The organism is Exiguobacterium sp. s64 (assembly GCF_018618035.1).
GTDB classification, from domain to species: Bacteria; Bacillota; Bacilli; order Exiguobacteriales; family Exiguobacteriaceae; genus Exiguobacterium; species Exiguobacterium mexicanum_A.
In genome coordinates, this window is the sequence record NZ_JACSLH010000001.1 from 630,916 (window position 1) to 657,655 (window position 26,740).

A 26,740-nucleotide genomic window follows, 5' to 3' on the forward strand; every position below is an offset into this window, starting at 1 on the left:
TAGCCTCGAAGCAAGTGGCGACGACGGAGAACCAACTCGGTTCGATGGAAGAGATTGCGCAATCTGCGAACTCACTTGCGCATATGGCAGAAGAGTTGAAGGAGTTCGTATCACGCTTTAACATACGAATGAGAAAAAGGGATGAGAATCTGTTCGAGGCAGACGATCATCCCTTTTTGTTTTTTTCACAAATATGTTTCACTGACTGATGACCGATTGAATGCTCTGGCATCATCTACCTCAAGTTTGTAAAGGCAAGCCAACTTGACGGAATCGTCTGTCCACAAAAAAAGGATGCACGAACGCATCCTTTTTCAAAACTATCGCTTACTCGATACTTGATTCCGGCCGCGGTTCTTGGCAATATACAGTGCCTCATCGGCATCTTGAAGCGCCTGTTCGACCGTCTTCCCATCTTCAAGGGCGCTGACGCCGAACGAACAAGTGACGCGCGGGACGGGACCGAACGGCTCGGCGTTAATCTTTTGTCGGAGCTTATCGGCGAGTTGCACACCGTCAGCAAGCGTTGACTGTGGGGCGACGATTAAAAATTCCTCACCACCCCAGCGGCCAATCGAGTCCGACTTGCGGATGTTGCGCCTGAGCAATTGGGCAATCGAACGTAAGACGAGGTCTCCGGTCGGATGGCCGAACGTATCGTTGACAAGTTTGAAATAGTCGATATCGAGCATGATGACAGCGGCGGGCGCCCTTGTGTCGACCGTCTCCTGAGCCGTCGACGAGAGAACGTCCCCGACTTTCTTCCGGTTATACAGCTCTGTCAGCGGATCGAGCGAGGACAGGTGTTCCATGCGTTCTTCATAGCGACGTTGCTCGGTCGCGTCTTCTAAAATGCCGACGCCGCCGTCGAGTTGTCCGTCCGCGGAAAAACTCGGAGACATCGTCGTTCGGATGAAGCGAGCCTGCCGTTCTGGTGCTTTATACCAGCCGGCCATGCGAATCGTCTCCCCGTTCAAGACGTTCCGAATGGCGCCTGAGAAGTCGAACGAAGAAGAACTACATCGCTCGAACATCACAATCGAGGTAGGAAGCATCCCGAGTAAATGAACGAATGATTCGTTATAGCTGACGATCTGCCCGTCACGATTGAATGCGAACAGGCCGATCGGGAGCTGGTCCCATGAGGAAGGATCGGGTTTCGTGGTGTAAGTGTCATGATGAGTCCGTTCTTGATCAGCCATTGTATGACATATGCGTGAACGCATACTTCCTCCTTTCCTAGCCGAAGCGGTAGTGTAGGACGTTCGTACTGATACTTTATACCCTAATTCGGGAAGAAACTAGCGAGTATTCTTTTAAATGCTAGCAAATTTTAGAATATGACGAGAAATCGTCACAGCTTGGTGTGAGTACATAGCTCTCGACTTACGAACATAAAGATACCCCATCGCGTTGGCATACTTGGCCGATACGATGGGGTAGTTAGCGTGATCAGAACTTATAAGATTGGACTGAGCAATCGTGACACGCCTTCGCGCATCCGGACGGTCCATTTCCGGGCTGCATAGTCGTCGACCGTGTATTTGCGGCTGACGGCGACGTCTGACTCGAACAGTGATGCGAGTTCGAGCGCGACCCGCTGATCATAAATGACGGCGTTCACTTCAAAGTTCAATCGGAAACTGCGGGCATCCAAGTTCGTCGTCCCGACGGTCGAAATCTCATCATCGACGACGAGCGTCTTGGCGTGTAGGAAACCTTGCCCGTACATATAGACGTTTGCCCCGTAGTCGAGCAGTTCGCCGAGGAACGATAGCGACGCCCACATGACGAACGGGTGGTCGGGCTTCCCTGGAATCATGATGTCCATCTTGACGCCGGACAAAAGTGCCATCTTACAGGCGTCCATGAAGCTCGTGTCAGGGATGAAGTAAGGCGTCTGGATGATGACGCGATGTTTCGCCGACATGATCATCTTGATCATCATGTTTTTCAAATGTTCCGTGTCGGAGTTCGGTCCGCTCGTCACGATTTGCATCGGCGACTTGTCCTTGATGTCGTGGCGTGCGAAACAGAACGAGTTCTCCGGGTCATGATGTTTGCTGCCAGAATAGTTCCAATCGAGAATGAATCGATGTTGCAAATGGTAGACGACGTCCCCTTCGACGCGGAGGTGTGTGTCACGCCAGTATCCGAACTTCTCGACCAGGCCGAGATACTCGGTGCCGACGTTGAAGCCACCGACATAACCAATCTTGCCGTCGATAATGACGACTTTACGGTGATTGCGGTTGTTTAACTTGAAGTTGATCAATCCGAGCGTCGGCGGGAAGAAGACGCGGACCTCGCCATCGTGTGCGATCAATTCTTTAAAATCGGAGTCACGGAGGCTGCGCGAACCGACCGCATCATATAACAGCCGGACTTTGACGCCCGCCTTGGCGCGTTCGATTAGTTCGTGGATCAGCGCCTTCCCGAGCGCGTCGCGTTGAATGATGTAGTACTGGATGTTGATCTCGGTTTCGGCGCTGCGGATATCGTCCATGAGCGCTTTGAACTTCTGTTCGCCATCATGCATGATGGCAGATTTGTTATGGACGCTGATGAGTGACTTCGACGATCGCAAGTTCATCTCGAGCAGTTGCTCGTACTTTTCGAACACCGGTTGAGCCAAAGCGGTCTCTTTCCGGCGAATCTGTTCGATTTGACTGTCGACTTGAAGGGCGTGGAACGAGCGCTCTTCGACGCTCAAGTTGAAGAAGTTGTCCTTCTTCAACTGTCGGCCGAGGAAGAGATAGATGATGAACCCGATAATTGGCAAGAAGAACAAGACGAGAAGCCACGCCCACGTCGCCCCGACATCGCGACGCTCCGCGAAGATGACGGCTAACGCGAACAATAAATTCAATCCGAGGACGATATACAGCCCCCAACTAATAATGACCGACCATTCCATGCGACCAACTCCTAAACGACAATTTCCTTACATAGATTAATAATACCTTATTCAAGGGAATAGTAAGCTATCGAAACATAAGGAGGAGACAAAGATGCATTTACAAGTGAATTGGAAACAAGGGATGGCGTTTCAGACGACGACACCTTCGGGTCATGATGTGACGCTTGACGCCGGAGAAGACGTCGGTGGTCTCAATACGGGTCCGCGTCCGACCGAGATGCTCCTGCAGGCGACGGCCGCTTGTACGGGGATCGATATCGTCTCGATTCTTCATAAGATGCGGTTGCCGCTCGAGCGGTTCGAGATGGAAGTCGACGGGGTCAGGGCGACAGAACATCCGAAGAAATTCACGGCCATCCACATCTTATACGTCCTCGAAGGGGATATGCCCGAAGAACGGGTCCGCCGTGCCATCGAGTTGTCCGTCGATCGCTACTGTTCGGTGTCGCACAGTCTGAACGCGACGATGACGTACAGCTATCGTTTGAACGGCGGCGAGGTCGTCCCATTTACGTAATGTGAGCAGGATGGTTGAAAAGAGTCGAAACGGTCCGTTATATTTGTATTTCAAATACTGTAATACAAAGGAGGACGTTATGATTCGACTCGCGACGAAACGCGATGCCAAACACATCGCGGACCTTATCGAACAACGAGCCGTAGCGCTAAAACAACAAGGTAGCGATCAATGGGCGGAATATTTGGAGAAAGACCTCATAGATCGGGTGCAGACAGACATCACCTCGGGATATGTATATGTGTACGAGCAAGATGGATCGGTATTGGCCTCGATCGCCTTACTTCCGGCAGATGACTGGGACCATAGCTTATGGGAAGATGGCGAGCGCGGTCAATACATCCATCGAATCGTTGTCAGTGAACGGCTGAAAGGGCGGGGCGTCGGTCAACAACTGATGGAGCACGTCTTACGTGAAGCCGACACACAGGAGCCGGTCCGGCTTGATTGTGTGGCTGATAATGATTTCTTGAACAGTTATTATCCACGGTTTGGCTTCGTCTTCGTGGACTCACGGGACGGGTATAACACGTTTGAATACAGCATGGATGAGAGTGTCAGTGCATAAGGGGTCGATTGACTCCTTTTTTTGATATACTGGGAAGCGAATGGATAGGAGGAGAACGGTATGATTCAAACGATTCTTGTCGGCTTCGGTTTTTCCGCGACGACATTTCATTTACCATTTTTACAGGAGCTGGATGACTTCCAGATCGCCGGTATCGTCTCATCAAGACCTGAGGACGTACAAGCCGTACTTGGCGATGTCGCGGTATATGCGACGCTAGACGAGGCTCTCGCGACTGAGGCGACCTTGTTCATCGTCACGACGCCGTCCCATTTACATAAGGACATGGTGGAACGTTGTTTACAGGAAGGGAAGGATGTTCTCGTCGAGAAGCCTGCGTTCTTGACGACAGAGGAAGGAGAGGCGTTGATTGCAAGCGAACAGGCCAGTGCCGGAATCGTCAACGTCTTCCATAATCGACGGACGGACGGAGACTTCATGACGGTCAAACGACTGCTCGAGGAAAAACGACTCGGCGATTGGAAAGTGATCGAGTCACGGTTCGACCGGTTCCGTCCGGTCGTCCGGGATCGGTGGCGCGAGAATGCGGGGCCGGGAGCAGGGATATTGTTTGACCTCGGTAGCCATTTGATCGATCAAGCGCTCGTCTTGTTCGGTGCACCCGACAAAGTGTCGGCAGATGTTATGATTCAACGTAAAGGAGGTCAGTCTGACGACGGCTTCCATCTGACCCTGTATTATGGAGAAAAACGGGTATATCTGCGTTCGAACCCGTTCATAGCCGTCGAGGCGCCGCGGTTCGAAGTGCACGGGACGGAAGGCAGTTTCTTGAAGTTTGGACTCGATCCGCAAGAGGCGTGTCTCCGGAACGGGGAAGTGCGATGTCCCGACCGTGAGAGTGGAACGGTCGTCACAGACGTTGAATCGACAATCGACATCGAAGCAGGTGAGTATTTGTCCTTCTACCGGGCGCTGGCGGATAGTTATATGACACGTCATCCGCTCGTGCCGCTTCGGGAAGCGCTCTTGACGACGAGAGTCATCGAAACGGCTCGTGAAGCATCACGGCTTCAACGTGTCCTCGACTTCAAGTCATAATCATGAAGGACGACCTGATGCCATTGGCGAGGTCGTCCTTTTTAAAATCTCAAAGAAATCGCTATGATTTTATTGTGAATGAACAAACTCGCTTCATGTTTGTTAACAACAAAAAGCTATTCCCCTCCTTCAAATAGTCAGCTTTGAATGGGAACAGGACATAGGAAACGACTCCAGACTGTCCTGTCACACTTCAAACAATGACGACTTATAGGAAGAGGGGAACGGATGATGTTCAATCAGATTGTGAAAAATCGATGGGAGTGGGAGAACTGGTTACGGGAGGTCAGTTGTGACTCGTACGATCATTACGATTATGTATTGGCCAACTGTGAACCAGGCGAGCAGCCTGAGTTGTATATCGCGGCCAAAGAGGACGGCATCTTGCTGTATCCGTACATCCGTCGTCCAATTGCACATCGTCATGATGATCTCGTGACGGCGTATGGCTATGGCGGTCCGTTCCGTGAAGGCAACTTTTCGAACGAAGACGTCGCAGAGGCTAGACGTCTCTTTTTAAAACGCCCTGAGAATCAAGCCACGGTTACTGAGACGATTCGATATCATCCTTGCCGCTTCGACCATGATTTGATGCGTGCCTTCGGCCAAGCCGTCCCGATTCGTCAAACGGTGCACGTCCGGCTCGATGACCCGTTCGACCAACTTGAGCAACGCTTCAGTAAAATGACGAAACGAAACGTGAAGCGGGCTATCCGTGAACAAGTGACGGCGGTACAAGGGCAGGCCCATGAACTATGTGAATTCATCCGCCTTTATCGGGCGACGATGGACCGTCGAGCAGCGAACGAGGCGTACTATTTCTCGGACCGATACTTCGAGGACCTGTGGAACAGCGATACATGCGAAACGGAGCTGTTATTCGCTGTCCATGAGGGCGTCATCGTGGCAGGCGTGTTCATGTTGTTCGGGGACGATGGAGCGCATTATCATCTCGGAGGTTCGGATGCGAACTACTTGGCGCTGCGACCGAACCATTTCTTGTTCCGCGAGATGATCCGCCGCGCGGCCGAGAAAGAGAAAGCATACGTACATCTCGGTGGCGGAGCGACCGGGGAAGATGCGCTCTATGACTTCAAGCAGAGCTTCTCAGGGGATGAGCCGCTCACATACTATATCGGACAGTCCGTGCTCGATGAGGCGGTTTACCATCGGTTGAATCAAGACCATTTGCTCCGCTACGGACCATCTGATTTCTTTCCACTTTATCGGACACCGGTCGCAGAGACGGTCGCCGAGGTGCAAGCAGAACGATAACAAAAGGTTCTCACTCGAGATGGAGTGAGAACCTTTTGTATCAAGCGGCCTCATCGTCGGAAGCGGCCATTTTTTCGGTTTGGCGAGTGATAGGGAAATTACTGAACAGTTTACTGCCGACGAGTCCGGCCACGATGCCGACGCCGAACAAGATGAGCGCCGTCACGGTCACGGTCTGCCAATCATTGAAGCCGTACATGACGAGCAATCCCGGAATCCCGGCAGCAGAACCTGGCGCGTCGTTCACCATGCCGGTCATCGCGACGATGAGTCCGGCAATCGCACCGCCGACAAAGTTGACGCTGTAGATCGGAATCGGGTTCGCCGAGATGAGGTCGGCTTGCGTGAGCGGTTCGATCGCGACCGATAGTTGGTCTTTCTTCGTTCCTATGTCCAATCGTTTGAACAGCAAGAAGTTCATCGAGATCGACGCCGTCAAGGCGAGGGCAGCGATGGCCATCGGTACGCCTGTCAAACCGAGCATCGCCGTGAGTGCCATCGAGCTAAGTGGCGACGTCGAGACGACCGTGACGATGCCACCAAGGACAAGTCCCATCACGACGGGGTTTTGCGTCGCGGCAAGTTCGATGACCGCACCGATTTGCGACAATGTGTTCGAGACGAGCGGATCGACTCCTGTCGCCACGAGGCGAGCGAGGGGAGCCATGACGATCACGTAGAAAATCATGTCGACACCGGCCGGTAAATGCCGGTCTAGTTTACGACCGACAAGGGCAAGAATGTATCCGGCGAAAAAGCCAGGAAGAATGCCGAAGCCGGCGACCGATAGACCGAGCATGAGCGCGTAGACCGGATTGATCCCGAGTGCGATCGATACGAGCGCCGCTGCGGCCGGACCTGATAATGAACCGGCCGCTTGTCCGACTTCCTCATATAAAGGGAGCGGGAGCAAACCGCCGATGGCGTAAGCGTTGAACGCCTCGACCAAGAAACTGGCGATGGCGGCGCCGGCCAAGGCGCCCATCGCTTTCATTCCAAACGGGGCTTTGTAACTGAATAACGTGAATAAGGCAAGAATCAACAGTAAAAGTGCGATACCTTGAATAATGATCATACGGTGTACCTCTTTCTCTCTGTTCTATATTTCCTCTATAGTTAACCATCCGAACGGTTCTGTAAAGCCATTTCATCCATCTGACACGACTTTTCTTGATGGTAGCGTTTCCAACTGGCGAATTGGAAAATTGTGAACGAATTCAGCTGTAAAATTAGCGAAAAAACAAGCTCAAATGTGTCAGTCCGGCCCGGAGTGGGAAGAGAAAGGGGAAAGACTTTCCATATAGGAATGACCAAGGAGGAGTAGAGATGCAGATGGAGACAAAAAACTGGCACGCACTCGAACCGGATGCGGTAAAGAGTTCGCTCGAGACGGACACATCTAGTGGTCTGTCGAAAGGGGAAGTGTCAAGTCGGCAGGAACAGTACGGGAAAAACGTGCTGCCCGAGAAAGAGAAGACACCTGAAATCATAAAATTTTTGCGTCAATTCAATGATATTCTCGTCTTCGTCTTGCTCGGTGCCGCTGTCGTCACCGGCTTTCTAGGAGAGTACATCGATACGATCGTCATCGTGCTCGTTGTGACGGTTATCGCCGTCGTCGGATATCTCCAAGAGAACAAGGCCGAGCAGGCGTTAGAAGGAATCAAAAAATTACTCGAGACGAAGGCGAGCGTCATCCGTGACGGCAAGCAAATCCAAGTCGACTCGAGCGACCTCGTCGTCGGGGACATCTTGGTCCTTGCCGCCGGTGATAAAGTGCCGGCTGACGCCCGTGTCATTCAAGCCGAGAAATTCAAAGTCGAGGAATCGGCGTTGACAGGTGAAGCGACGACGGTCGAGAAGAAAATTCAAGTCGTACCGGAAGACGCCGTCCTCGGTGATCGCAAGAACATGATTTATTCGGGTACGAGCGTGGCGACGGGAAGTGCGAAAGCAATCGTCACGTCCATCGGAGAAGGCACGGAGCTCGGCCAAATCAACGCCTCGATTGCTGAAGTCGAGACGGTGAAGACGCCGCTCATTCGCCAGACGACGAAGTTTGGTCAGACGGTATCCATCGCCATCCTCGTCATCTCGGTCGTCATTTACGCGTTCGGTTACTTCGTCCGCGATTTCGACCCAATCGAGTTGATGCTGACGACGATTGGTCTTGCCGTCGCCGCGATTCCAGAAGGATTACCGGCCGTCATCTCGATTATCCTCGCGCTCGGTGTCCGGAACATGGCCGAGAAGAAAGCCATCGTCCGCAGCTTGCCGTCGGTCGAGACGCTCGGCGCCGTATCGGTCATCTGTACCGATAAGACCGGGACGTTGACGAAAAACGAGATGACCGTCAAACAAGTCGTCACGGCCAAACACGACATCGAAGTGTCAGGGAGTGGATACGCCCCGGACGGTGATTTAGAACTGAACGGTCAACCGTTCGATTTAGATGATGATGAGTCGATGATCGACCTTCTCACGGTCGGGAAAACATGTAACGACGCCCAGCTGTATGAAGAGGGCGGCGAATGGGTCGTCAATGGTGACCCGACGGAAGCATGTTTGCTCACGCTCGCTGAAAAAGCGGAGCGGCCGATCGAACGTTTGGACGTCATCTCGAAGATTCCATTCGATTCGGAGTACAAATATATGGCGACGCTCGTCGACTATAAAGGAGAGCGGATGATCTTCATCAAAGGGGCACCGGACCGCCTGTTCGATATGGCGGAAGACACGGAGTTCGACCGTGCCTATTGGGATGAAAAACGAAAAGAAATTGCCGACCGCGGACAACGCGTGCTCGGGGGCGGTTTCAAACGCGTCGACGCCTCGAAAGAGACGGTCGACCATGAAGACGTCGAGGACGGCATCACGTTCCTCGGTCTTTATGGAATTGTCGACCCGCCACGTCAAGAAGCGATCGAAGCAGTCGCCGCTTGCCGTGACGCGGGGATCCGCATCAAGATGATCACCGGCGACCATAAAGACACGGCCGTCGCCATCGCCCGAGAACTCGGTATGGAAGTCGAGGGCGCCCTCGAAGGGAAAGAATTGACGAACATGTCCGACGAAGAAATCAAAGAGGCGTCGGTCCATAATGACGTCTTCGCCCGGACGAGTCCGAACGATAAACTTCGTCTCGTCAAAGGATTGCAACAAAACGGCTTAATCACATCGATGACCGGTGATGGCGTCAATGACGCCCCGGCCTTGAAACGGGCCGATATCGGGGTCGCGATGGGGATTAAAGGAACGGAAGTTGCGAAAGAGGCCTCACAGATGGTGCTCGTCGACGATAACTTCAAGACGATCTACAACGCCGTCCGTGAAGGTCGTCGCGTCTATGACAACTTGAAGAAGACGATTTTGTTCTTGCTCCCGACAAACGGGGGACAAGCACTCCTTGTCGCAATGAGTATCTTATTGGGCGCTGCGGCACCACTCAGTCCGGTCCAAATCCTTTGGGTCAACATGGTCGTCGCCATCACGCTCTCGCTCGCCATCGCCTTCGAGCCGCTCGAAGAGAGCACGATGAAACGGCCGCCGCGTCCCGCTAACGTGCCGTTGCTGAGTCGCTACTACGTCTTCCGCATCACGTTCGTCTCGATTTTAATCGGGGGCGGTAGTCTAGTCATCAACTATATGCTCGGCGATTTCGATTTCTCGACCGACAAGTTGCAGACGATCACGCTTAATACGATTGTCATGGCGCAACTGTTCCACTTGTTCAACTGTCGGACCGAGCTCGCGCCGGCGTTCAACCGTCACTTCTTTGACAACAAGATCGCCTTCCTCGTTTCGGCACTCTTGATCGGGCTCCAGCTGTTCATTACGTACGTCCCGTTCATGCACACGCTGTTCGGTACGGCACCACTTGAACTGCAAGACTGGATTTATCCGGTCGCGTTCGGTCTCATCGTCTTTGTCATCGTCGAAATCGAGAAAGCCATCTCGCGTCGTGTGATCGGCAACAAAGACATACACTGATGTTTTGCACACTGCCTAATGTGGAATTAGTCCATTATGCAGAGGAGGGATGCTCAATGAAACGTGATGAATCACAACCAGGGGTTCACCCGGACCCAGTACCGGATGAGGAATCAAACCCGGCTACAAAACCGGCTCCGACGCAACATCCGGACCCGGCACCTGAAGAAGACGACAAAGAATCAAAATAAGGAGACTTCAATGAGGGAGTATCCACAAAAAAAGGCTTTCCGACAAAAATCGGAAAGCCTTTTTATGGCGTTATTTTTTCGGTGCCGGGCTGCGATACTCGGTCATCTTGTCGAACTCTTTCTCATTAAAATACTCGACGATGGTAAAATCGCCGACTGGGCATTCCCAACGGTCTTTGGCGACTTGACACTCTTTCAGTGTCACGTTCTGGTCGTACATATCAAGCTCGAGCGTGTCCTTCAAAAACTGATCGACTTGTTTGTCGATGATTTTGAAGTATTCGCTCAAGATGATGTCTTCGCCTCTATCGTTCGTAAGCGTCATCACTTTAAAAAATCTCATGGGTGTACCTTCTTTCGTCTGTAAGCTGAATTCTCAGTATATAGGAGCAGGCCCGATTTGGGAACCGTCATCCTGTTTTCCATCAGAATGCACCTGAGGCGAATGCGAAAGGGGCTCGGTTCATTTCATTTTTTGTCGGCTTGGCGGTGCCTCGTTGAACGGTTGCTTATGACGAATGATCAGCCAGAACAACAAACCGAACAATGGGATGTAAGGCAGCGGCCACAAGCTCATTTTATAGCGCTTTGCATCTCGGTTCATCAACGTGATTTGGATGAAAGCGAGCAAGAAGAAATCGACTGTCATCGTCCGGACGAACTGGTTCTGTTCGACGTACGACCAATACTCGGCCACATTCCCGGTCGTCGATGCGGCGATGAACAAACCGATCGTGACGAGCAAGAGCAACACCCCGAGCAATCGTGTCGGGAGCGGTTTGATCGGTGTCGGATAAGGCGACTGCCGCGCGAACGCCAAATACGGGGCGATGATGAAGCCGCCGACGACGAAACCGGTCGCTGCCGGTAAGAGCGGGTTCGGGCGCAACTGGTTCACCTCGGACCAAAGAAGCGGGAACAAGGCGAGCGGATAAACGCCTAGGATGCTGAAAAGGGAAAGCGAATACCCTTCATAGGCGTCCGTATTATACGTGATGAAATCGAGCAAAAACCGGCTCGAGAACGGTTCGTTCGGGCCGAGGAGCGCGATGGCGATCGCAGCGGCCCACGGAATGAGTAAAAACTTTCTAGTCATGCCCTACACCTCGAGTCTGTCTCTGTTTCTTTTAGTATACCCCGGAATCAAGCGAACAAAAAATGAGAAGTGTCAATCGACACGTTCTCATTGGTTTTCGCGCGCATACGCTTTAATCATCGTCACGAGTTGCTGGGTCTCGTCAGAGTTCGAATCGAGTCGAATCCCGTAATCATACAGGCTCCCCATTTGTCCACGGTGCCGTACGTGACCCGTCAGGTCGAGCGGTTGAATCAACGGGACGAGGTCGAGTTTGACTTGGACTTTCAATCCTTCAGAAAGTGGAAATAAGTAATCGCACCGCATCTTCAGACCGTGGGCGCTGATATTGAGCAGTTGTGCTTCCCCGTCATGAAGTTCTTTGTCTTCCCAGATGAGGCGATATGGGATGAAGCGGGGGTTCGGTAAAATATAACGAAACGTTTCTTGTCGTCGATAGCGCATCGGTTCACCTCATTTCTCTACCTTGATTATCGGCTATTTTTGGCGAATCGTGAAGCGTTGAATGCACCAAAATTTAGGAAGCGCGGTTTACAGAAATGCAATCGCTTTCTATAATGAGAAGACAGAGTGGATAGAGGAGGGATCGTATGAACGTCAAGGACTTACTCCGACGCTATTCGATCGACGAACCAATCATCTACGCGAAAAATCTACACGGGCAGTGGGTCAAGTTGGAGCAACTGCCGCCCTACACCATACTAGAGGTCGAGGCGACGGACGAGGCCATCGAGGCGCTCGCCATCGACGCGTACGTGGCGCTCACCGTTTGTCGGGAGAAATCGTCGCTTGAAGATGCACGCCCTTATGCGGTGCGGCTTCATATCAAAGGTAAGTAAAAACCGCGAGCCGATGGGCTCGCGGTTTTGTTTAGGCTGCTTTTTCTGTCTCGTCTTCCTGTGGGACGGTCCGTTTTGCGTAATACATGAACGGCGTCGCCATCCAAGCGATGATGAACTTGGCGACGTATGTCGTGATGAAGATATTCCACCAGATGTCCCATTCCATGCCCCAGAAGGCAATCGTACAGAACGTGAGCGTGTCGATGAACTGTGAGACGACGGTCGAACCGGTCGTCCGGAGCCACAGTTTCTTCTCACCGGTCTTGGCACGAATCTTCGAATAGATGAAGACGTCGAACAGCTGTGAGACGAGGTACGCCGCGAGACTACCGAGCGTGATGAGCGGTAGCATCGAGAACAGCGCCTCGAAACTCTCATGCATGAACAGCGCCTCTTCGAACGGCTCATAGAGCAGTGCGAATTGCATGAGCACCGTCGAGACGATCAAGATGAAGAAGCCGAGCCAGACGCCTTTACGGGCGGTGTGACGACCATATTTTTCATTCAAGATGTCAGTAGCTAAATAAAGGGAACCGTAGACGATATTCCCGAGAGTAAAGATGAAACCACCGATTACAATCTGCTGCGTCACTTGGATGTTGGCGACGACGGAGGCCATCGCGATCCAGGCGAACAGTCCGACACGTCCGAACAGCTTATAACTGAGGACGAGCAGACCGAGCGTGAGCAAGGCAGAAGGAATCCATAACCATTCATTGAGCATGGGGATCGTACTCCTTCCAAATCATTCATTCTGTCAACTTTACAAGTTTATAGAGGAACGGAAACCGTGTCAAGACAGTTTCCATGACTAGACGGAAAAAGCTCTCATCCGGGGTTGGATGAGAGCGATATATCTAGTTGATATGTTGTCATACACCACTTAGGTTAATGGCGATGCCTTTCATCATCGATGACAGATGATTCAATTTGGTACGGGCATGTTCCCAAGATTCCCAATCGTCACCTTCTATAAATCGTGTCAACGTCTCACTAATGTAAGTGAGTTCGTTCAATACAGAGGTCAACCCCTCGCGGTCGATGCCTGAGGCGTCAGATGCGACAAGGTGATCGAGCGCCGGGAGAATCTCATCAATATCGGCACGGACGGATTCGAGTTCTTCCAGGTTACTGTCGATTTGCGTAGAGATTTCGTCGAGCGGACGGTCTTCACAAGACATCCCACAGGGGAAAATTGCCTGCTCTGATTCGCGCAACGCGCCGAGCGTATCACTGCTCAGAGACTCAAGATACCCTAAAAAGATTGTGACTTCTTCTTCGGTCGGGACGGGCTCGGAGAAAGGTTGTGTCTCGGATACATCGATTACGACATTTTTAGTTTTCGGGGGTGAGTCAGACGTACGATCTGTCGTCTGTTCGGTACAGGCGGCCAATAAGGCGACGGCAGCAAGTAGAATGATGAAACGTTTCATATCGAGTCTCCTTTATATAAGTATTTATCCATCATACCATTTATTGGAATATAAGAATGGACGATCGACTATAAAAAAGCACTTTCTCAATAGTTTGAGAAAGTGCTTGTGTTGGTCCGTGTCACGGAATCCATTTGATGCCTCCGACGAGAATCGAACTCGTGCTGCAGCATTACCATTGCTGAGGTCTGCCACTAACCTACAGAGGCGGTTACATCTAGTATGTTACACAGTCTGTCATGAAATTTCAAGCTTTTTTAGAATAATAAGACCCCCGTCCTCCTCATTGTGAGAAGGGCGGGGGTGCGTTGAATCAAGCTTACTTCGTCCGGACCCAAACTGCTCCAGCCGAGTTGTCTTTCGCTTCGCCGACGACGTCGACGACGAGACCGTATTGTGGAAGTTTACGGCCCGCATCTGGGATGAGCGAGTTGATGTACGTGTTGGCGTCGTTGAACTGTTCCACGCCTGGTTGAGCTTTGTAGTCATAGATGCCACGGCTCGGTGAATCGATGTACCAAGGGAGCGTCTTGTCTAAGCTGAACGCCGCGTCTGCGATCTGGTAACGCGTGCTGCCAGTGACTGTATCTTGACCGTTCAAGTTGCCGATAAGTGCCTCAGGGTGCGAGTCGACGACACCGAGGAAACCTTCACCCGGATGGATGCCGACCCAGTTGTCTGAGAACGAATCATCCGCATACCAGACAACGAGACCTGTGTTGTACTTGACGCCACGGCCGTTCAAGAGACCAGTGTCAGCCCCTTCATGGTTGCGCCATTCGAGGTAGTAGTAGTGCGGTTTCGTGTCATAGCCGTCCGACTTGACGAAGCCGTCGAGCGTGACTTTCTCTGCGCCTTCCGCATCGTCAGCGAGGAGCGATTGTCCGCTTGACGTAATCGACAAGTTGTCGAGGGCGAACCCTTCAAGGGCAAGACCACCGTCCGTCACGTATTCGAAGACGATTTGTACGTCTTGACCAGCGAACTGTGACAAGTCGTACGATTTGTTCACCCAAGCGCCGTTCGTCGATTCCGCACCGTTTCCAGTGTTGTCATCGCCGTAGACGTCAAGGACGACTTCTTTGCCGCCGCTAAGTGCTTTGACATAGAGGTAATCGTAGTCAGTCTCGACTTGGTAACGTGTATCGAAAGCAAGTGTACCGTCCGCTCCAAGTTTGACCGTCGGTGTCGAGAGTTCAGTATGCAAGTTATCGCCTTTTGTCGAGTAGTAGTAATACTCGCCGTATTCTGGTTCGATGCCTTTTACTTTCTTGTCTGGAAGGTTCACTTTCAACAATCCAGGGTTGGTTGATTTCGTCACCGATTGATCGAGTTTCGAAACAAAACCTTGTTGCGTGATGTCTTCAAGGTCGACTTCCGTGATGTTCGCCCAGTTGCCGCCCATCAATTTTTGGAAGTACTCTTTGTTTTGTGGCGAGAAGCTCGTTGGCTCTGTACCCGCCACTTTACCAGCCCAGCTGCCGCCGCTCATGATTGACCATGATTGGATCGGTTCGCCTTGACCTGTGTACTGTGTATCGTACTCATCTGGAAGACCGAGGTCGTGACCGTATTCGTGAGCGAAGACGCCGACTGCGCCGTCTTCAGGTTGGATTGTGTAATCGAATGCCGCCATTTGACCGCCCCAGTATGGGACGTCTGCTGTCGTTCCGGCTACGCGGTAAGGACTGTTGCCGACGACCCAACGGTGTGACCAGACTGCGTCATCACCGAGGACACCGCCCCCAGCTTCTTGGCCAGTACCAGCATGGATGATCATCAAGTGGTCGACCAAGCCGTCCGGCTCATTGAAGTCGCCGTCACCATCGAGGTCATAGAGATCGTATTCATCGTAATCTGCAAGGTTTAATCCTGACGCGACTGCCGCGTTCAACGTGTCTTTAACGAGTTGACGCGGACCTGGCCCGATGTTGTCATTCCCGCCGGCCGGATTGTCACCGCCGTAATCTTTCGCTGTGCCCGGGACGGTCAACCAGTCTGAGACAGTGCCGTCGACCGTGTAACTGCCGCCCGACTGCTCTTCATAATACTGTTTGAACGTTTGGACTTTTTCACCGTTGAACAGTTCGAACGACTCGTCGCCGAACATATACTGCTCGTAGTGTTCTTTACTGAAGTTGTCGCTATAAAGATAACCTTCTTCTTGGACGACGTTGTTATGTTTGAAGTCGCTATACTCGACGAGAAGGACGAGGACTTTGTCTTCACGGACGGCGCCGTTATAGCCTGCCGGTTTAGCCGGATCGACTTTGACTTGGCCGTTCGGCTTGCCTTTCCGATAGTTCGCTTGTCCTTTTTTCGCTTTGTCGAGGAGACGTTTCGATTCTTTCTCGAATTGGTTATGTATCTTCTCTTTTGCTTTGGCTGCTTTTTTGTCTAACTTATCGTCGTGCTTATGGACGTCTTTCGCACCGCCTTGTTTCTTCTCGATATAGGCATCGACGGCTTTTTGGCGCTCGGTGGCCGAAAGCCCTTTTTTGATGACGCCTCGTTTCTCGAGCGCTTTAGCGAGCCGATCCTCATCGATGATGTTGTGATCGAATGGAGCATTCGTGCTTGGGGTTGGCAACGGTGAGGCGGCGAGTGGAGCGGCACCGACGGCCGGGATCGCACTGACGCTCATGACCGATGTCAATGCGACGGCGAGCGTCGTACGACGGATGGAACGATTTTTCATTTGTACTAACCTCCTGTGAAAATAATGGGATATTGTGTGAGCTTGAATCCAACGTTAAACTTGTGTCTGATTAATGTCAATATTCAGAAAATAATAACTTAAAAAAGAGACTTTCGTCCCGAATGGTCCTAAAGACCTAAGGGGTCAAGTCTCTACATCGATGATGCCGTAATGAAATTTGGATGTTTTACGAACAATCCTTTTAAAACCAAACGTTTCAAACGTCGCACTCTCAAAGTGAGCCTTTAGGACAATTCGTCTGGATGCAACACGACGGGCCTCCATCATGAGTTCAAGAGACAGCGGATTCGTGTTGGCGAGGGATCGTAATGGGTTCAAGTGAACCGATTCTGAAATCGTCTTTTCGAACATTGGGTCGAAGTAGACGACATCGAATGAATCGTCCGGGCATGTCTTCAAATAGGTGAGGGCATCCGTCCAAACGACCTCGAGCCGACGCATCGCCTCATTGACGGCGGGCTCTTTTTCTTCCCAAACGGTTAGCCCTTCCTTGACGAGCATCGCTGTGACAAATTCGCTCTCGATCCCGACGGCGCGACCCGACGGACCGACGGCATGACTGAGGACGATACTGTCGGAGCCGAGCCCGAGCGTACAGTCGAGGACCCGGTCACCCGGTTTGATTGCGGCGGCATCGACGAGCGGATCGTTCCCGCCACGCGCAAGCTGCTTCACACGGAACACCGAGCTCGATGGGTGGAAAAAGAACGGTTCATCTCCGGCGAGAGGGGTGTATTCGACGCGACGTTTATCAAATACGAGCACGCCGGCATGGTGACGTTGTTTTAACGTGTCGATGGAATGTTTGCGACGGGTGACGAAATGGGCGCCATAAGTCGCCGCATGGGCCTCGGCCCGTTCGATGGTTGCCTCAGTCGGGCGTAAACAAGTTGTAACGATATAAGTCATAGTTTCTCCTTACTGAAAAAATGAGACGCAGAAGCGTCTCATTTTTTCTTGCTGAGTAAATCCGATAACTCGTCGATGAGTGCCTTGTGGGAGGCAAGTTCTTTCTTCTTCTCGTCGTTCGGGTTAATCGGGCGTTTCGAGCGGCTCTGGAGCGCCTCGAGCGTTTCGTCGATTGACGATTTGAGCGTGTCACGATCTTCCGGCTTGAGGGTGACCTCATGCGGGTTTTCACCGCTTGCGTCGAGTTCGCGTAGACGAGCCATCAATTGTTTTGCTTCTCGGTTCAAATCAGCGAGCAATCTGTCAATTTGTTCCAACCGAAGCTTGATTCCATCACGTTCCGTAAACATTTGTTTCACCTCTTTTATGGGGATAACCCTGTTGTCTCTTCCCATTTACTTTACCATAATTTTCGAACAACGAAACCACCGGGAATATATTCCATTTTTATTGGCTGTGGGAAACACTGTTTCTCTATGCCCACATGAATCTCAACTGGTATACTGACTTAGCTAAAAAGGAGGTGGTCGGATGCAGTCGACAACTCATCCACCAAAAGCGCTTAAAGGCGCCATTTTATCGATCACGACGTATTTGGTCTTATCTGTATTAAAAGTCGTCTTCGGTTTGGTGTACAATTCGGAGGCCGTCCTCGCCGACGGATTCAATAATACGACCGACATCATCGCATCAATCGCCGTCTATATCGGCATTCGCATCGCCGCACTGCCCCGAGACGCCGAACATAAATACGGTCACGCCAAAATGGAGACACTCGCCGCGCTCGTCGCATCGCTGATCATGGTCGCCGTCGGGGTGTTCGTTCTATTGAACAGCATCGCCACTCTAATCGGTGGTGAATACGTCGAACCGAACCCGCTTGCTGCTGTCGTCGCGTTCTTAAGTGCACTTGTCATGTTCGGCGTGTATGCGTACAATTCGAACTTGGCCAAGAAAACCCGGTCGCTCGCCTTGAAAGCGGCCGCGAAAGATAATTTGGCCGATGCCATGATCTCGATCGGGGCTACGCTCGGCGTTCTCTTCGCTTACTTTAAATTGCCTTGGATGGATACGGTTCTCGCCGTCTTGATTGCGGGAATGATCATCCGGACCGCGATTCAAATCTTTCTCGATGCGACACATCAGCTCTCTGACGGATTCCCGCCGGATCTCGTCGATTCCTACGAAGAGACGATTCAGCATTTCGATGCCGTCAAGGAAGTGCGTGAAATCAAAGGACGTCACCTCGGTAACCATGTCATGCTCGATGTGACGATTGCCGTTGAAGGAAGTCTCACCGTCGAGGAGGCGCACGATTTGTGTGATGACATCGAACGGGAGCTCGACGAACATCATGCTGTCGATTCGGTCCATATTCACATTGAACCGGTCTGATTTCGGTTATCTTTTGCGCTTCACGCCGCCGTTCGTATATAATGAGTTTGGAAAGACTATGAGATAACTGTTAAGGAGGGCACGGGATGGAAATCGTGCGTCAACCTATTCGTCAGATTGATGAGATCGAATATGAGCATTTTAAAAAATATGGTCAAAGTTCTTACGGCATCTCAGCCGAAGAGTTAAAAGGCATCTTTGTCGAGATGGGGGCAGAGCAGGTATACTCGGCCGATGAGCATAGTTATGGGGAGGACTTCTATTATGATCTCCTCGTTGACGGGCAAATCGTCGGAAAAGTGTTGCTCTTGAAACTCGCTCGCGTCTATCAGCTCGATTTGATGGTGTTCGACGCCTTCAAGGGCAATGGCTATGCGACAGAAGGCTTGCGCCTCGCGCTCGAACAATCCGACTTAAGAGAAGGACATACCGTCCGCGCTGGCATCCCGCCGACGAGTCCACATCAGGAAGCGGTACGCCGTGTCCTTGAGAAGAACGGCTTCGAGAAACGGAACGGCCTTTACTATTTAAACTTTAAAAAGCGATATGTAATCAACCACTGAACTGACGGCGTCTGACGCGTCAGTTTTTTCGTATGGAGGTTTTACCGATGAAACAAGTGACAATCAACGACATCGCCAAACTGGCCGGGGTCGCCAAAAGTACCGTCTCTCGTTATTTGAACGGGGGTTCGGTCGGACAAGCGACACGCGAGAAAATCGAGCGGGTCATTCAAGAGACGAACTATGAACCGAACCAGTTTGCGCAAAGCTTAAAGTCGAAACAGACGAAAATGATTGGTGTCATCGTCCCTCGTCTTGATTCCTATGCGGCTTCGCGTACGATGATGGGCATCGACGAGCGGTTGACCGAGCGCGGTTATCAAATGCTCGTCGTCAACACGGCCCAACAGACCGAACGCGAGATCGAGCAATTATATAACTTGGCAAAACAGAAAGTGGCCGGCATCATCTGGCTCGGGACGACCGTGACGCCGCGGCACTTGAAGGCGATCAACGATATCCAAATTCCGGTCCTATTGATCGGTCAAGAGCATGAACAGGTCCATAGCCTCGTCTATCCCGACTACGATGCGGCGTTCGCCCTCGGTAAGCAGTTCATGGAATGGGGTCACCGTGACGTCCTATATGTCGGTGTCGGTCCATACGACATCGCCGTCGGACAGGCGCGGCGTGACGGTTTTCTGCATGCGTTCAAAGAAGCAGGCGCGAACGTAACGACGTATACGACGACGTTCAAAATTGACGACGCGATCCCGATTGGGGAACGGATCGCCGAGGCGACCGATGACGCGACGCTCATCGTCTGTGCGACCGACAACATCGCCTTCGGTGTCTTGAAAGGGCTCGCCAATGGTGGGAAATCGGTGCCGGTGGATATCTCGGTGAGCGGATTCGGCGGCTATGATTTCACCGAAGTGCTCCATCCAGCGATCACGACGGTGCATCTTCCATACCGTCGGACAGGGTCTCGTGCGGCTAACATGATTCTCCAATTGTTAACAGGCGAAACCATCCCGATGAAAACGTTCACAACTTTTGAATTAAAACTGCGAGAAAGCGTTGACATTTTAAATTAAATCGATTACATTTGTGTTGCGGAACCGGTTCCGCAATATTTTTTTATTCGATTTTGGAACCGGTTCGATAAGTGATACGAAGCACGACATTCAGACATGGAGGTGGACGGATGAACACCGTACATTGCATTGGCGAACTATTGATTGATTGGGTTTGCGAGGACGCATCGAGCGACCTCGTCAACGGGACGACATTCGTAAAGAAAGCAGGGGGCGCACCGGCAAACGTCGCGGCAGTCGTCAGTAAACACGGAGGAAATTCGAGTTTCCTCGGTCAAGTCGGGGCAGACCCGTTTGGACGATTTTTAAAACAGACGCTCGTCGACAACGGCGTCGGCGTCGAGAATCTAGTTGAGGAAGGTGACACGACGTTCGCGTTCGTGTCGATTCAAGAAGACGGGGAACGGGACTTCACGTTCCGCCGCGGTAGCGACGGCGATTATACGTTCGAGTCGATTGATTTGTCGGCCTTCAAGCCTGGGGACATCGTCCATTTCGGATCGGCGACGGCACTCCTCGACGGTGAGTTAAAGAACGCTTATTTCAAACTGCTCCAGTTCGCCAAGCGTGACGGCCTGTTCGTCTCGTTCGATCCGAACTACCGTGACGCGCTTGTGACCGACCTCGAGGCGTTCAAACAAGATTCGCTCCACTTCATCGCCGAAGCAGACTTCGTCAAGTTGAGCGAGGAGGAAGCGCATTTATTGTCCGGGCTTGACGATTTAGACGAAGCGATCGCGTCGCTTCTCGAAACGGGTGCGAAACGAATCGCCATCACACTCGGCTCGCGCGGGACGCTGATTGCGACGAAAGATGTCAAAGACGTCATCGCTTCAGTGAAAATTGAAAGCGTCGATTCGACGGGAGCGGGTGATGCCTTTGTCGGCGCCTACTTGTATCGCTTAGCGACTCTAGGCATCGATGACGACCGTTTACTAAAGGATATTGAATACGCGAACGTGACCGGCGCATTGACGTGCACGGCATACGGCGCGATTCCAGCCATACCAACACAACAACGCGTACTTGAAACGCTAGGAGGGAAACCAGCATGAACTACAGACAAGAAGCAGAAGCGATTTTAGAGGCTCTCGGCGGGAAAGACAACGTCGCCGCCGCGGCCCACTGTGCGACCCGGCTCCGCCTCGTCTTGAACGACGAATCGAAAGTCGACGAGAAGAAACTTGACGCCCTCGACGTCGTCAAAGGAACGTTCTCGACCGGTGGCCAGTATCAAATCATCATCGGTGCAGGTACGGTTAACAAGGTGTACGCTGAGTTCGCTGAATTGACAGGCCTCGGCGATATGTCGACAAGCGACGTCAAGTCGGCCGGCGCGAAGAAAGGCAACCCGCTCCAACAGTTCGTCAAAATGTTGTCTGATATCTTCGTCCCAATCATCCCGGCCATCGTCGCCGGCGGTCTCTTGATGGGGATCAACAACTTGCTCACGGCACCTGATTTGTTCTTCGAAGGAAGCTCACTCATCGATCAGTACCCAGGCATCGCCGATCTCGCCGCGATGATCAACACGTTCGCGAACGCCGCCTTCGTCTTCCTGCCCGTCTTGATCGGGTTCTCCGCCGCCAAGCGGTTTGGGGGTAATCCGTACCTCGGCGCCGCGCTCGGGATGATCATGGTTCACCCGGATCTCGTCAACGCCTATGCGCAAGCAACGGTCGGTGATATCCCGGTTTGGAACATTCTCGGCTTTGAAATCGAGAAACTCGGTTACCAAGGACAAGTGTTACCGGTCCTCGTATCCGCTTATATCTTGTCGAAACTTGAAATCAATATTCGCAAATTCATGCCAGCATCACTCGATATCTTGCTCACACCGCTCCTCTCGCTCCTCATTACGGCGTTCGTCACGTTCGCCTTCGTCGGACCGATCACACGCGAAGCGGGTAACTTGATCATCGACGGTCTCGTTTGGACGTACGACTCACTCGGCTTCTTCGGCGGTCTCGTCATGGGTCTCTTGTACGCACCGATCGTCATCACAGGGATGCACCACAGTTTCATCGCCATCGAGACACAACTTCTTGCCGATATCGCACGTACGGGTGGATCATTCATCTTCCCAATCGCAGCCATGTCGAACATCGCGCAAGGTGCGGCCACACTCGCTGTCTTCTTCTTGACACGTGACCAAAAGATGAAAGGTATCGCTTCAGCATCTGGGATCTCGGCACTCCTCGGCATCACGGAACCGGCAATGTTCGGGGTCAACTTGAAACTTCGTTATCCGTTCATCGCGGCCATCATCGGTTCAGGCGTCGCCTCGGCGTTCATCGTCGGACGTGAAGTCCTCGCCGTTGCCCTCGGTGCGGCAGGTCTTCCAGGGATCATCTCAATCGCACCAGCGTCAATCGTCTCGTATATCATCGGTATGGCTATCGCCTTCGCGGTTGCCTTCGGATTGACGTTCGTGCTCGCGAAACGCCAAGCGAAAAAAGAAGCAGTCAAACAAGCAGCATAATGAAAAGGAAGTGATGTTATGAGTTGGACGAAGGCAGAGCGTTACCGCTCGTTACGTGACGTGAGTGCCCTCGAGATGGAGACGCTCCGCACGAAGACGGCAGCTTCCCCGTGGCGGTTCGGATACCATATCCAACCGCCGACGGGACTCCTGAACGACCCGAACGGATTCACGTATTACAACGGGGAATATCACATGTTCTATCAGTGGTTCCCGCTCGGACCGGTACACGGTCTCAAACACTGGTATCATGTCACATCACCCGACCTCGTCACGTGGACGGACCGCGGGGTGGCGTTAGTCCCGGAGACGACCGAAGATTCACACGGTGCCTATTCAGGCAGCGGGTTCGTGAAAGACGGGGAACTCCACGTCATGTACACGGGCAATCACCGGACGGATGACTGGACGCGTCACGCCTCGCAAGTAATCGGCGTGTTGCGGGATGGCAAAATCGAACGTCGCAATGTCGCGATTCCGGACGTGCCGGCCGGGTACACGGAACATTTCCGTGACCCGAAAGTGTGGCTCGAGGACGGCGCCTATTACGCCGTCGTCGGCGCACAACGTACGGACGAGACGGGTTGCGTCGTCTTGTATCACTCGGTCGACTTGGATGACTGGACGTTCCTCGGTGAAATCAAGACGGGACTCGATTCGTTCGGCTACATGTGGGAATGTCCCGACGTGTTCGAACTGAACGGGCAGCACGTCCTCGTCTTCTCGCCGCAAGGGATTGAACCGGACGGGCATCGCTATCACAACATCTATCAGTCTGGGTTCTTGATCGGCAAGCTCGACGTTGAGACGTTAACATTCACCCACGGAGCGTTCGAGGAGCTCGACTTCGGGTTTGATTTTTACGCCCCACAGACGACAGAACAGGACGGACGACGCGTTCTCGTCGGTTGGATGGGACTCCCTGAAATCGAGTATCCGACAGACCGCTTCGGTTGGGCCCACGCCTTGACGTTACCGCGTGTGCTCACAATTGAGGAAGGGATGCTCAAGCAGCGTCCGGTGGCGGAGATGACAACGCTTCGCCAAGACACATTCCTCGACGCGTCCGGCACATCAATCAGCGTCGCGACACCGGACCGGTATGAGCTTGAGGTGAAAACGGATGGGTCAGACTTCACGCTCGACCTGCTTCAGGTCGAGAATGAGTCACTCGTCATTCGTTACGACGCGACGGCAGGCGAATTGACGATCGACCGGACGAATGCCGGAGAGCCGTTCGCGACCGAGTTTGGCACGACACGGACGAAAACGATTCATGTGACGTCGCTTCACGTGTTCGTCGACTCGTCAAGTGTCGAATGCTTCGTCAATGACGGTGAGGCGGTCGCCACGCTCCGTGTCTTCCCGAGCGAGCTCGAGAAACAGTTGCGTTACGAAGGCGCGACTGCGAGCCTGACCGGTTGGACGTATCAATAAGGAAGAGCTGAGCTTCGGCTTGGCTTTTTTGTTTACCTACAGAATGAACTCTATATGCTATTCTAGAAATAGGGAATAAATTACATATGGTATAGGGGATGGTTTACATGTGGATGGTTTTAGGATTGCTCGCGATTGGGGCGACACTGGTCAATTTGTATACGTTCAGCGTCGGGAAAGACTATAAGCTACCGATGGCGATTGCGTTGTCCTTGACCGCATTGACGGTGTGTGCAGATTACAGCTATTTATCAGTCTGGGTCGAAGCGGAGGATTGGAGTGCGTTGGCGGATGTCATACCAGGTATGGGACGAGCGTGGTGGGTCTTAACGAGCATCTCGATTCTATTGAACATATTGCCGATTTTCTTGGAGCGAATGCGAAAACAGGCCTGAATGATCCGATGTCAAAATTTGTGAAACCTTTCGTCCGGATTTTCGTAAAAGATAACGATCAACATGAATGGGGTGATGGACATGAAACTAGATCGGGCAATCTTCACAGGGGCTTCGGCGATGTTCAAAGCATTTATGAACTCAGAGGAGAATGAGTTGAATAGAGAAGAGATGATTCAAGCGAGAGTTGCTGAGTCGTCAGGAATTGGTTCGTTCAATGAGACAGATTTCATCATGTTCAATGGAATCGAAAAAGTGAGATCGTTCGCGGACATGCTGCGTAATGCAGATGATGCGCTCGAAGATTCCATTCACGGGGAACCGGACTTTGACTTGGAGCTTCATTGGAAGGGCGGGATGATGGCACAGTATCATCTTTGGCTCGGACAGAAACATCAACCGAGCTTTTTGATGGATGTGACGCATCCGCATCTCATCTATCGCGTGTCGAGAGATATGACGAATCAGTTGATTCAAGTGCTCGGGGTGGACGAGTAAGTGATTGACGTGTGATGTGTAACTTTTTTTGAATTACGTATAGCTACCAAACACAGTTAAAGGAGCCCCTTTTATGAAACGAAGACATATGTCAGTCTTTGCTCTTTTCACGTTAGCCCTTACGTTGACCGGTTGTGGCTCGAACGATTTTCGGACGGATGGGATTGAAGAAGTCCGCGTCTCGGAATCGGACGGATTCAGCAGTTTTCAAGAGCGCGATATCGTCACGTTCGACGAACCGGAATCGATTCGAGTGTTCGAAGACATGCTGCGTGAGGCAGACGAAATTCCAGGTGTCGCCAATGTGGTTGGGCCGGAATACGATATCGAAATCCGCTTCGAGGACGGGGAGACGGACCGCTATTACCTTTGGCTCAACGATGATGCGAAGTCGGTAAGCAGTCTTTATGACGCGGACGACACAAATATCGGCTACCGCCTTCCGGCTGACGTGACGGAAAAATTGATCAATCTGCTCGAACCAGGCGACTAAAAAAGACGCCTAGAATGGCGTCTTATGAGTTGAAGCGGATAAAGCGTTCAATCTGTTGCTCGCTCTTCCGTGCTTGACGACCAATCCAAATCAAATGGCCGGGGCTGTTCAAGATGGTGAGCTGGGCGTGCGGGATGAGCCGTTTCGCGTGATGCGCGTGGCGGACCGGCACGGCCTTGTCATTTTTGGAGTGGACGATATACGTCGGGCACGTCACCCCGAGCAGCGCTTCATCGGTCACTTGTTGCCGCAGGTCGAACTGGGCACCGAGACCGAACGCCATTTGGCTAGCGACTCGTTTCAATAGGAAGATATCGTACGGGGTCACTTCGTCGCGGATGACATCGAGTGCGAGCAGGCTCGTCGATTGAATCATGCGGGCCGTCGCCTCGAAAGGTTGTTTTTGAATGGCGCGGGCGACGAACTGTTTCATCGCAAATTGCAGCGCGATGAACGCAGGCTGGGCGACGTTACGGCTGATGTATTGCCGATAGGGGAAGTCGACGACGCTCGTCACAGCGGCAGCGAGCGTAAGGCTGAGCGCGTGGTCGTTCTGCGATGCGAGCTCGATTGCCGTCGGGCCACCGGCCGAAATGCCGTACACGTGATACCGATCGATTGCCATGATTTCCATCAAACGACGTAGGTTGGTGGCGAACGCTTGCGGTGAAGCCGAAAATGAGTACGGAGTCTCACCGTAGCCGGGACGGGATGGGACTATGACCCGAAAACCGGACACGACGAGCCGGTCCACATGGTACGGTTCGAGGCTCGATGATTGGGTCCCATGAATCAGAACGATGACCGGACCGTGACCGCGGTCCATATATTCGATTTTCGTGCCGTTGACGTGCGCGTAATGTTTCACTGCGGAAGGGCCTCCTTAAACGATTTGTAATGGAAAATACCTTTATTTCATGG

At 52.3% G+C, this 26,740-nt stretch carries 28 protein-coding genes and 1 tRNA gene; 16 read left to right on the forward strand and 13 right to left on the reverse strand.

What is annotated here, in order from left to right; genetic code table 11:
• Positions 1 to 320: 320 nt before the first annotated feature.
• Both KNP64_RS03235 and cls read right to left on the reverse strand, forming a co-directional pair.
• Positions 321 to 1,226 carry a sensor domain-containing diguanylate cyclase gene (locus KNP64_RS03235; protein WP_214791391.1) on the reverse strand — a complete coding sequence of 302 codons (906 nt, stop codon included), beginning with the start codon at positions 1,224 to 1,226 and terminating at the stop codon, positions 321 to 323.
• A gap of 233 nt (positions 1,227 to 1,459) precedes the next feature.
• Positions 1,460 to 2,917, reverse strand: a complete 1,458-nt coding sequence (cls, locus tag KNP64_RS03240; protein ID WP_214791389.1) for a cardiolipin synthase — start codon at positions 2,915 to 2,917, stop codon at positions 1,460 to 1,462.
• A gap of 94 nt (positions 2,918 to 3,011) precedes the next feature.
• Here cls and KNP64_RS03245 point away from each other — a divergent pair, with 94 nt between their 5' ends.
• The 4 genes from KNP64_RS03245 (at position 3,012) to KNP64_RS03260 (ending at position 6,339) form a co-directional block, all read left to right on the forward strand.
• Positions 3,012 to 3,437 carry an OsmC family protein gene (locus KNP64_RS03245; RefSeq protein WP_034777472.1) on the forward strand — a complete coding sequence of 142 codons (426 nt, stop codon included), beginning with the start codon at positions 3,012 to 3,014 and terminating at the stop codon, positions 3,435 to 3,437.
• Positions 3,438 to 3,516: 79 nt separating this feature from the next.
• The gene (locus KNP64_RS03250; RefSeq protein WP_214791387.1) at positions 3,517 to 4,005 is read left to right on the forward strand and encodes a GNAT family N-acetyltransferase; all 489 of its coding nucleotides are present in this window, start codon (positions 3,517 to 3,519) and stop codon (positions 4,003 to 4,005) included.
• Positions 4,006 to 4,065: 60 nt separating this feature from the next.
• Positions 4,066 to 5,064, forward strand: coding sequence for a Gfo/Idh/MocA family oxidoreductase (locus KNP64_RS03255; RefSeq protein WP_214791385.1), 999 nt, complete (start codon positions 4,066 to 4,068; stop codon positions 5,062 to 5,064).
• A gap of 231 nt (positions 5,065 to 5,295) precedes the next feature.
• Positions 5,296 to 6,339: a lipid II:glycine glycyltransferase FemX gene (locus tag KNP64_RS03260; RefSeq protein WP_214791383.1), complete on the forward strand. Its 1,044-nt coding sequence runs from the start codon at positions 5,296 to 5,298 to the stop codon at positions 6,337 to 6,339.
• Between the two features lie 40 nt (positions 6,340 to 6,379).
• Here KNP64_RS03260 and KNP64_RS03265 read toward each other — a convergent pair whose 3' ends face one another.
• On the reverse strand, positions 6,380 to 7,414 hold the full coding sequence (locus KNP64_RS03265) for a PTS sugar transporter subunit IIC (RefSeq protein ID WP_214791381.1): 1,035 nt from the start codon (positions 7,412 to 7,414) through the stop codon (positions 6,380 to 6,382).
• Positions 7,415 to 7,665: 251 nt separating this feature from the next.
• On the opposite strand from KNP64_RS03265, the gene KNP64_RS03270 reads away from it, so the two are divergent.
• Positions 7,666 to 10,329 carry a cation-transporting P-type ATPase gene (locus tag KNP64_RS03270; RefSeq protein ID WP_214791380.1) on the forward strand — a complete coding sequence of 888 codons (2,664 nt, stop codon included), beginning with the start codon at positions 7,666 to 7,668 and terminating at the stop codon, positions 10,327 to 10,329.
• Between the two features lie 56 nt (positions 10,330 to 10,385).
• Complete coding sequence (locus tag KNP64_RS14900) at positions 10,386 to 10,520, forward strand: hypothetical protein (protein ID WP_034777478.1); 135 nt, start codon at positions 10,386 to 10,388, stop codon at positions 10,518 to 10,520.
• A 70-nt stretch (positions 10,521 to 10,590) separates the two neighbouring features.
• On the opposite strand, the gene KNP64_RS03275 is transcribed toward KNP64_RS14900, so the two are convergent.
• From KNP64_RS03275 to KNP64_RS03285, 3 genes are all read right to left on the reverse strand, one after another.
• Positions 10,591 to 10,863: a hypothetical protein gene (locus KNP64_RS03275; RefSeq protein ID WP_240731233.1), complete on the reverse strand. Its 273-nt coding sequence runs from the start codon at positions 10,861 to 10,863 to the stop codon at positions 10,591 to 10,593.
• A gap of 120 nt (positions 10,864 to 10,983) precedes the next feature.
• On the reverse strand, positions 10,984 to 11,616 hold the full coding sequence (locus KNP64_RS03280; protein ID WP_138859467.1) for a hypothetical protein: 633 nt from the start codon (positions 11,614 to 11,616) through the stop codon (positions 10,984 to 10,986).
• Between the two features lie 87 nt (positions 11,617 to 11,703).
• Complete coding sequence (locus KNP64_RS03285; protein WP_034777480.1) at positions 11,704 to 12,060, reverse strand: PilZ domain-containing protein; 357 nt, start codon at positions 12,058 to 12,060, stop codon at positions 11,704 to 11,706.
• 146 nt (positions 12,061 to 12,206) lie between these two features.
• Here KNP64_RS03285 and KNP64_RS03290 point away from each other — a divergent pair, with 146 nt between their 5' ends.
• Positions 12,207 to 12,455: a hypothetical protein gene (locus KNP64_RS03290; protein WP_034777481.1), complete on the forward strand. Its 249-nt coding sequence runs from the start codon at positions 12,207 to 12,209 to the stop codon at positions 12,453 to 12,455.
• Between the two features lie 31 nt (positions 12,456 to 12,486).
• Here KNP64_RS03290 and KNP64_RS03295 read toward each other — a convergent pair whose 3' ends face one another.
• The 6 genes from KNP64_RS03295 to KNP64_RS03320 form a co-directional block, all read right to left on the reverse strand.
• Positions 12,487 to 13,182 carry a queuosine precursor transporter gene (locus tag KNP64_RS03295; protein WP_034777482.1) on the reverse strand — a complete coding sequence of 232 codons (696 nt, stop codon included), beginning with the start codon at positions 13,180 to 13,182 and terminating at the stop codon, positions 12,487 to 12,489.
• Positions 13,183 to 13,330: 148 nt separating this feature from the next.
• A complete protein-coding gene (locus KNP64_RS03300; RefSeq protein ID WP_214791378.1) occupies positions 13,331 to 13,891 on the reverse strand; it encodes a hypothetical protein in 561 nt (186 codons plus the stop codon).
• Positions 13,892 to 14,029: 138 nt separating this feature from the next.
• Positions 14,030 to 14,100 (reverse strand) — tRNA-Thr (locus KNP64_RS03305).
• A 110-nt stretch (positions 14,101 to 14,210) separates the two neighbouring features.
• Positions 14,211 to 16,589 (reverse strand): immune inhibitor A domain-containing protein, encoded by a 2,379-nt coding sequence (locus KNP64_RS03310; RefSeq protein WP_214791376.1) that lies wholly within the window; start codon positions 16,587 to 16,589, stop codon positions 14,211 to 14,213.
• A gap of 144 nt (positions 16,590 to 16,733) precedes the next feature.
• Positions 16,734 to 17,519, reverse strand: a complete 786-nt coding sequence (locus KNP64_RS03315) for a class I SAM-dependent methyltransferase (RefSeq protein ID WP_214791374.1) — start codon at positions 17,517 to 17,519, stop codon at positions 16,734 to 16,736.
• Positions 17,520 to 17,557: 38 nt separating this feature from the next.
• The gene (locus tag KNP64_RS03320) at positions 17,558 to 17,869 is read right to left on the reverse strand and encodes a hypothetical protein (RefSeq protein WP_021067357.1); all 312 of its coding nucleotides are present in this window, start codon (positions 17,867 to 17,869) and stop codon (positions 17,558 to 17,560) included.
• Between the two features lie 181 nt (positions 17,870 to 18,050).
• Between KNP64_RS03320 and KNP64_RS03325 the strand changes: the two genes are divergently transcribed.
• The 9 genes from KNP64_RS03325 to KNP64_RS03365 all read left to right on the forward strand — a co-directional run bounded on the left by KNP64_RS03325 (position 18,051) and on the right by KNP64_RS03365 (position 25,819).
• A complete protein-coding gene (locus KNP64_RS03325; protein ID WP_214763998.1) occupies positions 18,051 to 18,914 on the forward strand; it encodes a cation diffusion facilitator family transporter in 864 nt (287 codons plus the stop codon).
• Between the two features lie 86 nt (positions 18,915 to 19,000).
• Positions 19,001 to 19,477 carry a GNAT family N-acetyltransferase gene (locus tag KNP64_RS03330; protein WP_138859460.1) on the forward strand — a complete coding sequence of 159 codons (477 nt, stop codon included), beginning with the start codon at positions 19,001 to 19,003 and terminating at the stop codon, positions 19,475 to 19,477.
• A gap of 47 nt (positions 19,478 to 19,524) precedes the next feature.
• Positions 19,525 to 20,514: a LacI family DNA-binding transcriptional regulator gene (locus KNP64_RS03335; RefSeq protein ID WP_214791372.1), complete on the forward strand. Its 990-nt coding sequence runs from the start codon at positions 19,525 to 19,527 to the stop codon at positions 20,512 to 20,514.
• A gap of 110 nt (positions 20,515 to 20,624) precedes the next feature.
• A complete protein-coding gene (locus tag KNP64_RS03340; RefSeq protein ID WP_214791370.1) occupies positions 20,625 to 21,569 on the forward strand; it encodes a carbohydrate kinase family protein in 945 nt (314 codons plus the stop codon).
• Positions 21,566 to 22,996, forward strand: coding sequence for a sucrose-specific PTS transporter subunit IIBC (locus KNP64_RS03345; protein WP_214791368.1), 1,431 nt, complete (start codon positions 21,566 to 21,568; stop codon positions 22,994 to 22,996). The genes KNP64_RS03340 and KNP64_RS03345 overlap by 4 nt, the downstream gene beginning before the upstream one ends.
• Before the next feature lie 18 nt (positions 22,997 to 23,014).
• Positions 23,015 to 24,433 (forward strand): sucrose-6-phosphate hydrolase, encoded by a 1,419-nt coding sequence (locus tag KNP64_RS03350; RefSeq protein ID WP_214791367.1) that lies wholly within the window; start codon positions 23,015 to 23,017, stop codon positions 24,431 to 24,433.
• 107 nt (positions 24,434 to 24,540) lie between these two features.
• Entirely contained in the window at positions 24,541 to 24,828 is a 288-nt protein-coding gene (locus KNP64_RS03355) for a hypothetical protein (protein ID WP_138859455.1), read from the forward strand.
• Between the two features lie 81 nt (positions 24,829 to 24,909).
• Entirely contained in the window at positions 24,910 to 25,326 is a 417-nt protein-coding gene (locus KNP64_RS03360) for a YhfM domain-containing protein (protein ID WP_138859454.1), read from the forward strand.
• Positions 25,327 to 25,399: 73 nt separating this feature from the next.
• Positions 25,400 to 25,819 (forward strand): YhfM domain-containing protein, encoded by a 420-nt coding sequence (locus KNP64_RS03365; protein WP_138859453.1) that lies wholly within the window; start codon positions 25,400 to 25,402, stop codon positions 25,817 to 25,819.
• Positions 25,820 to 25,841: 22 nt separating this feature from the next.
• Here KNP64_RS03365 and KNP64_RS03370 read toward each other — a convergent pair whose 3' ends face one another.
• Positions 25,842 to 26,687, reverse strand: a complete 846-nt coding sequence (locus KNP64_RS03370) for an alpha/beta fold hydrolase (protein ID WP_138859452.1) — start codon at positions 26,685 to 26,687, stop codon at positions 25,842 to 25,844.
• Between the last annotated feature and the right edge of the window lie 53 nt (positions 26,688 to 26,740).

What these genes read in the sequence shown, in the direction of transcription:
- KNP64_RS03265 (WP_214791381.1), bottom strand. Translation starts at nt 7,414, where the DNA reads ATGATCATTATTCAAGGTATCGCACTTTTACTGTTGATTCTTGCCTTA.
- KNP64_RS03275 (WP_240731233.1), bottom strand. Translation starts at nt 10,863, where the DNA reads ATGAGATTTTTTAAAGTGATGACGCTTACGAACGATAGAGGCGAAGAC.
- KNP64_RS03300 (WP_214791378.1), bottom strand. Translation starts at nt 13,891, where the DNA reads ATGAAACGTTTCATCATTCTACTTGCTGCCGTCGCCTTATTGGCCGCC.
- KNP64_RS03295 (WP_034777482.1), bottom strand. Translation starts at nt 13,182, where the DNA reads ATGCTCAATGAATGGTTATGGATTCCTTCTGCCTTGCTCACGCTCGGT.
- KNP64_RS03290 (WP_034777481.1), top strand. Translation starts at nt 12,207, where the DNA reads ATGAACGTCAAGGACTTACTCCGACGCTATTCGATCGACGAACCAATC.
- KNP64_RS03270 (WP_214791380.1), top strand. Translation starts at nt 7,666, where the DNA reads ATGCAGATGGAGACAAAAAACTGGCACGCACTCGAACCGGATGCGGTA.
- KNP64_RS03360 (WP_138859454.1), top strand. Translation starts at nt 24,910, where the DNA reads ATGAAACTAGATCGGGCAATCTTCACAGGGGCTTCGGCGATGTTCAAA.
- KNP64_RS03245 (WP_034777472.1), top strand. Translation starts at nt 3,012, where the DNA reads ATGCATTTACAAGTGAATTGGAAACAAGGGATGGCGTTTCAGACGACG.
- KNP64_RS03310 (WP_214791376.1), bottom strand. Translation starts at nt 16,589, where the DNA reads ATGAAAAATCGTTCCATCCGTCGTACGACGCTCGCCGTCGCATTGACA.
- cls (WP_214791389.1), bottom strand. Translation starts at nt 2,917, where the DNA reads ATGGAATGGTCGGTCATTATTAGTTGGGGGCTGTATATCGTCCTCGGA.
- KNP64_RS03340 (WP_214791370.1), top strand. Translation starts at nt 20,625, where the DNA reads ATGAACACCGTACATTGCATTGGCGAACTATTGATTGATTGGGTTTGC.
- KNP64_RS03255 (WP_214791385.1), top strand. Translation starts at nt 4,066, where the DNA reads ATGATTCAAACGATTCTTGTCGGCTTCGGTTTTTCCGCGACGACATTT.
- KNP64_RS03320 (WP_021067357.1), bottom strand. Translation starts at nt 17,869, where the DNA reads ATGTTTACGGAACGTGATGGAATCAAGCTTCGGTTGGAACAAATTGAC.
- KNP64_RS14900 (WP_034777478.1), top strand. Translation starts at nt 10,386, where the DNA reads ATGAAACGTGATGAATCACAACCAGGGGTTCACCCGGACCCAGTACCG.
- KNP64_RS03345 (WP_214791368.1), top strand. Translation starts at nt 21,566, where the DNA reads ATGAACTACAGACAAGAAGCAGAAGCGATTTTAGAGGCTCTCGGCGGG.
- KNP64_RS03330 (WP_138859460.1), top strand. Translation starts at nt 19,001, where the DNA reads ATGGAAATCGTGCGTCAACCTATTCGTCAGATTGATGAGATCGAATAT.
- KNP64_RS03365 (WP_138859453.1), top strand. Translation starts at nt 25,400, where the DNA reads ATGAAACGAAGACATATGTCAGTCTTTGCTCTTTTCACGTTAGCCCTT.
- KNP64_RS03280 (WP_138859467.1), bottom strand. Translation starts at nt 11,616, where the DNA reads ATGACTAGAAAGTTTTTACTCATTCCGTGGGCCGCTGCGATCGCCATC.
- KNP64_RS03325 (WP_214763998.1), top strand. Translation starts at nt 18,051, where the DNA reads ATGCAGTCGACAACTCATCCACCAAAAGCGCTTAAAGGCGCCATTTTA.
- KNP64_RS03235 (WP_214791391.1), bottom strand. Translation starts at nt 1,226, where the DNA reads ATGCGTTCACGCATATGTCATACAATGGCTGATCAAGAACGGACTCAT.
- KNP64_RS03335 (WP_214791372.1), top strand. Translation starts at nt 19,525, where the DNA reads ATGAAACAAGTGACAATCAACGACATCGCCAAACTGGCCGGGGTCGCC.
- KNP64_RS03350 (WP_214791367.1), top strand. Translation starts at nt 23,015, where the DNA reads ATGAGTTGGACGAAGGCAGAGCGTTACCGCTCGTTACGTGACGTGAGT.
- KNP64_RS03285 (WP_034777480.1), bottom strand. Translation starts at nt 12,060, where the DNA reads ATGCGCTATCGACGACAAGAAACGTTTCGTTATATTTTACCGAACCCC.
- KNP64_RS03355 (WP_138859455.1), top strand. Translation starts at nt 24,541, where the DNA reads ATGTGGATGGTTTTAGGATTGCTCGCGATTGGGGCGACACTGGTCAAT.
- KNP64_RS03260 (WP_214791383.1), top strand. Translation starts at nt 5,296, where the DNA reads ATGTTCAATCAGATTGTGAAAAATCGATGGGAGTGGGAGAACTGGTTA.
- KNP64_RS03315 (WP_214791374.1), bottom strand. Translation starts at nt 17,519, where the DNA reads ATGACTTATATCGTTACAACTTGTTTACGCCCGACTGAGGCAACCATC.
- KNP64_RS03250 (WP_214791387.1), top strand. Translation starts at nt 3,517, where the DNA reads ATGATTCGACTCGCGACGAAACGCGATGCCAAACACATCGCGGACCTT.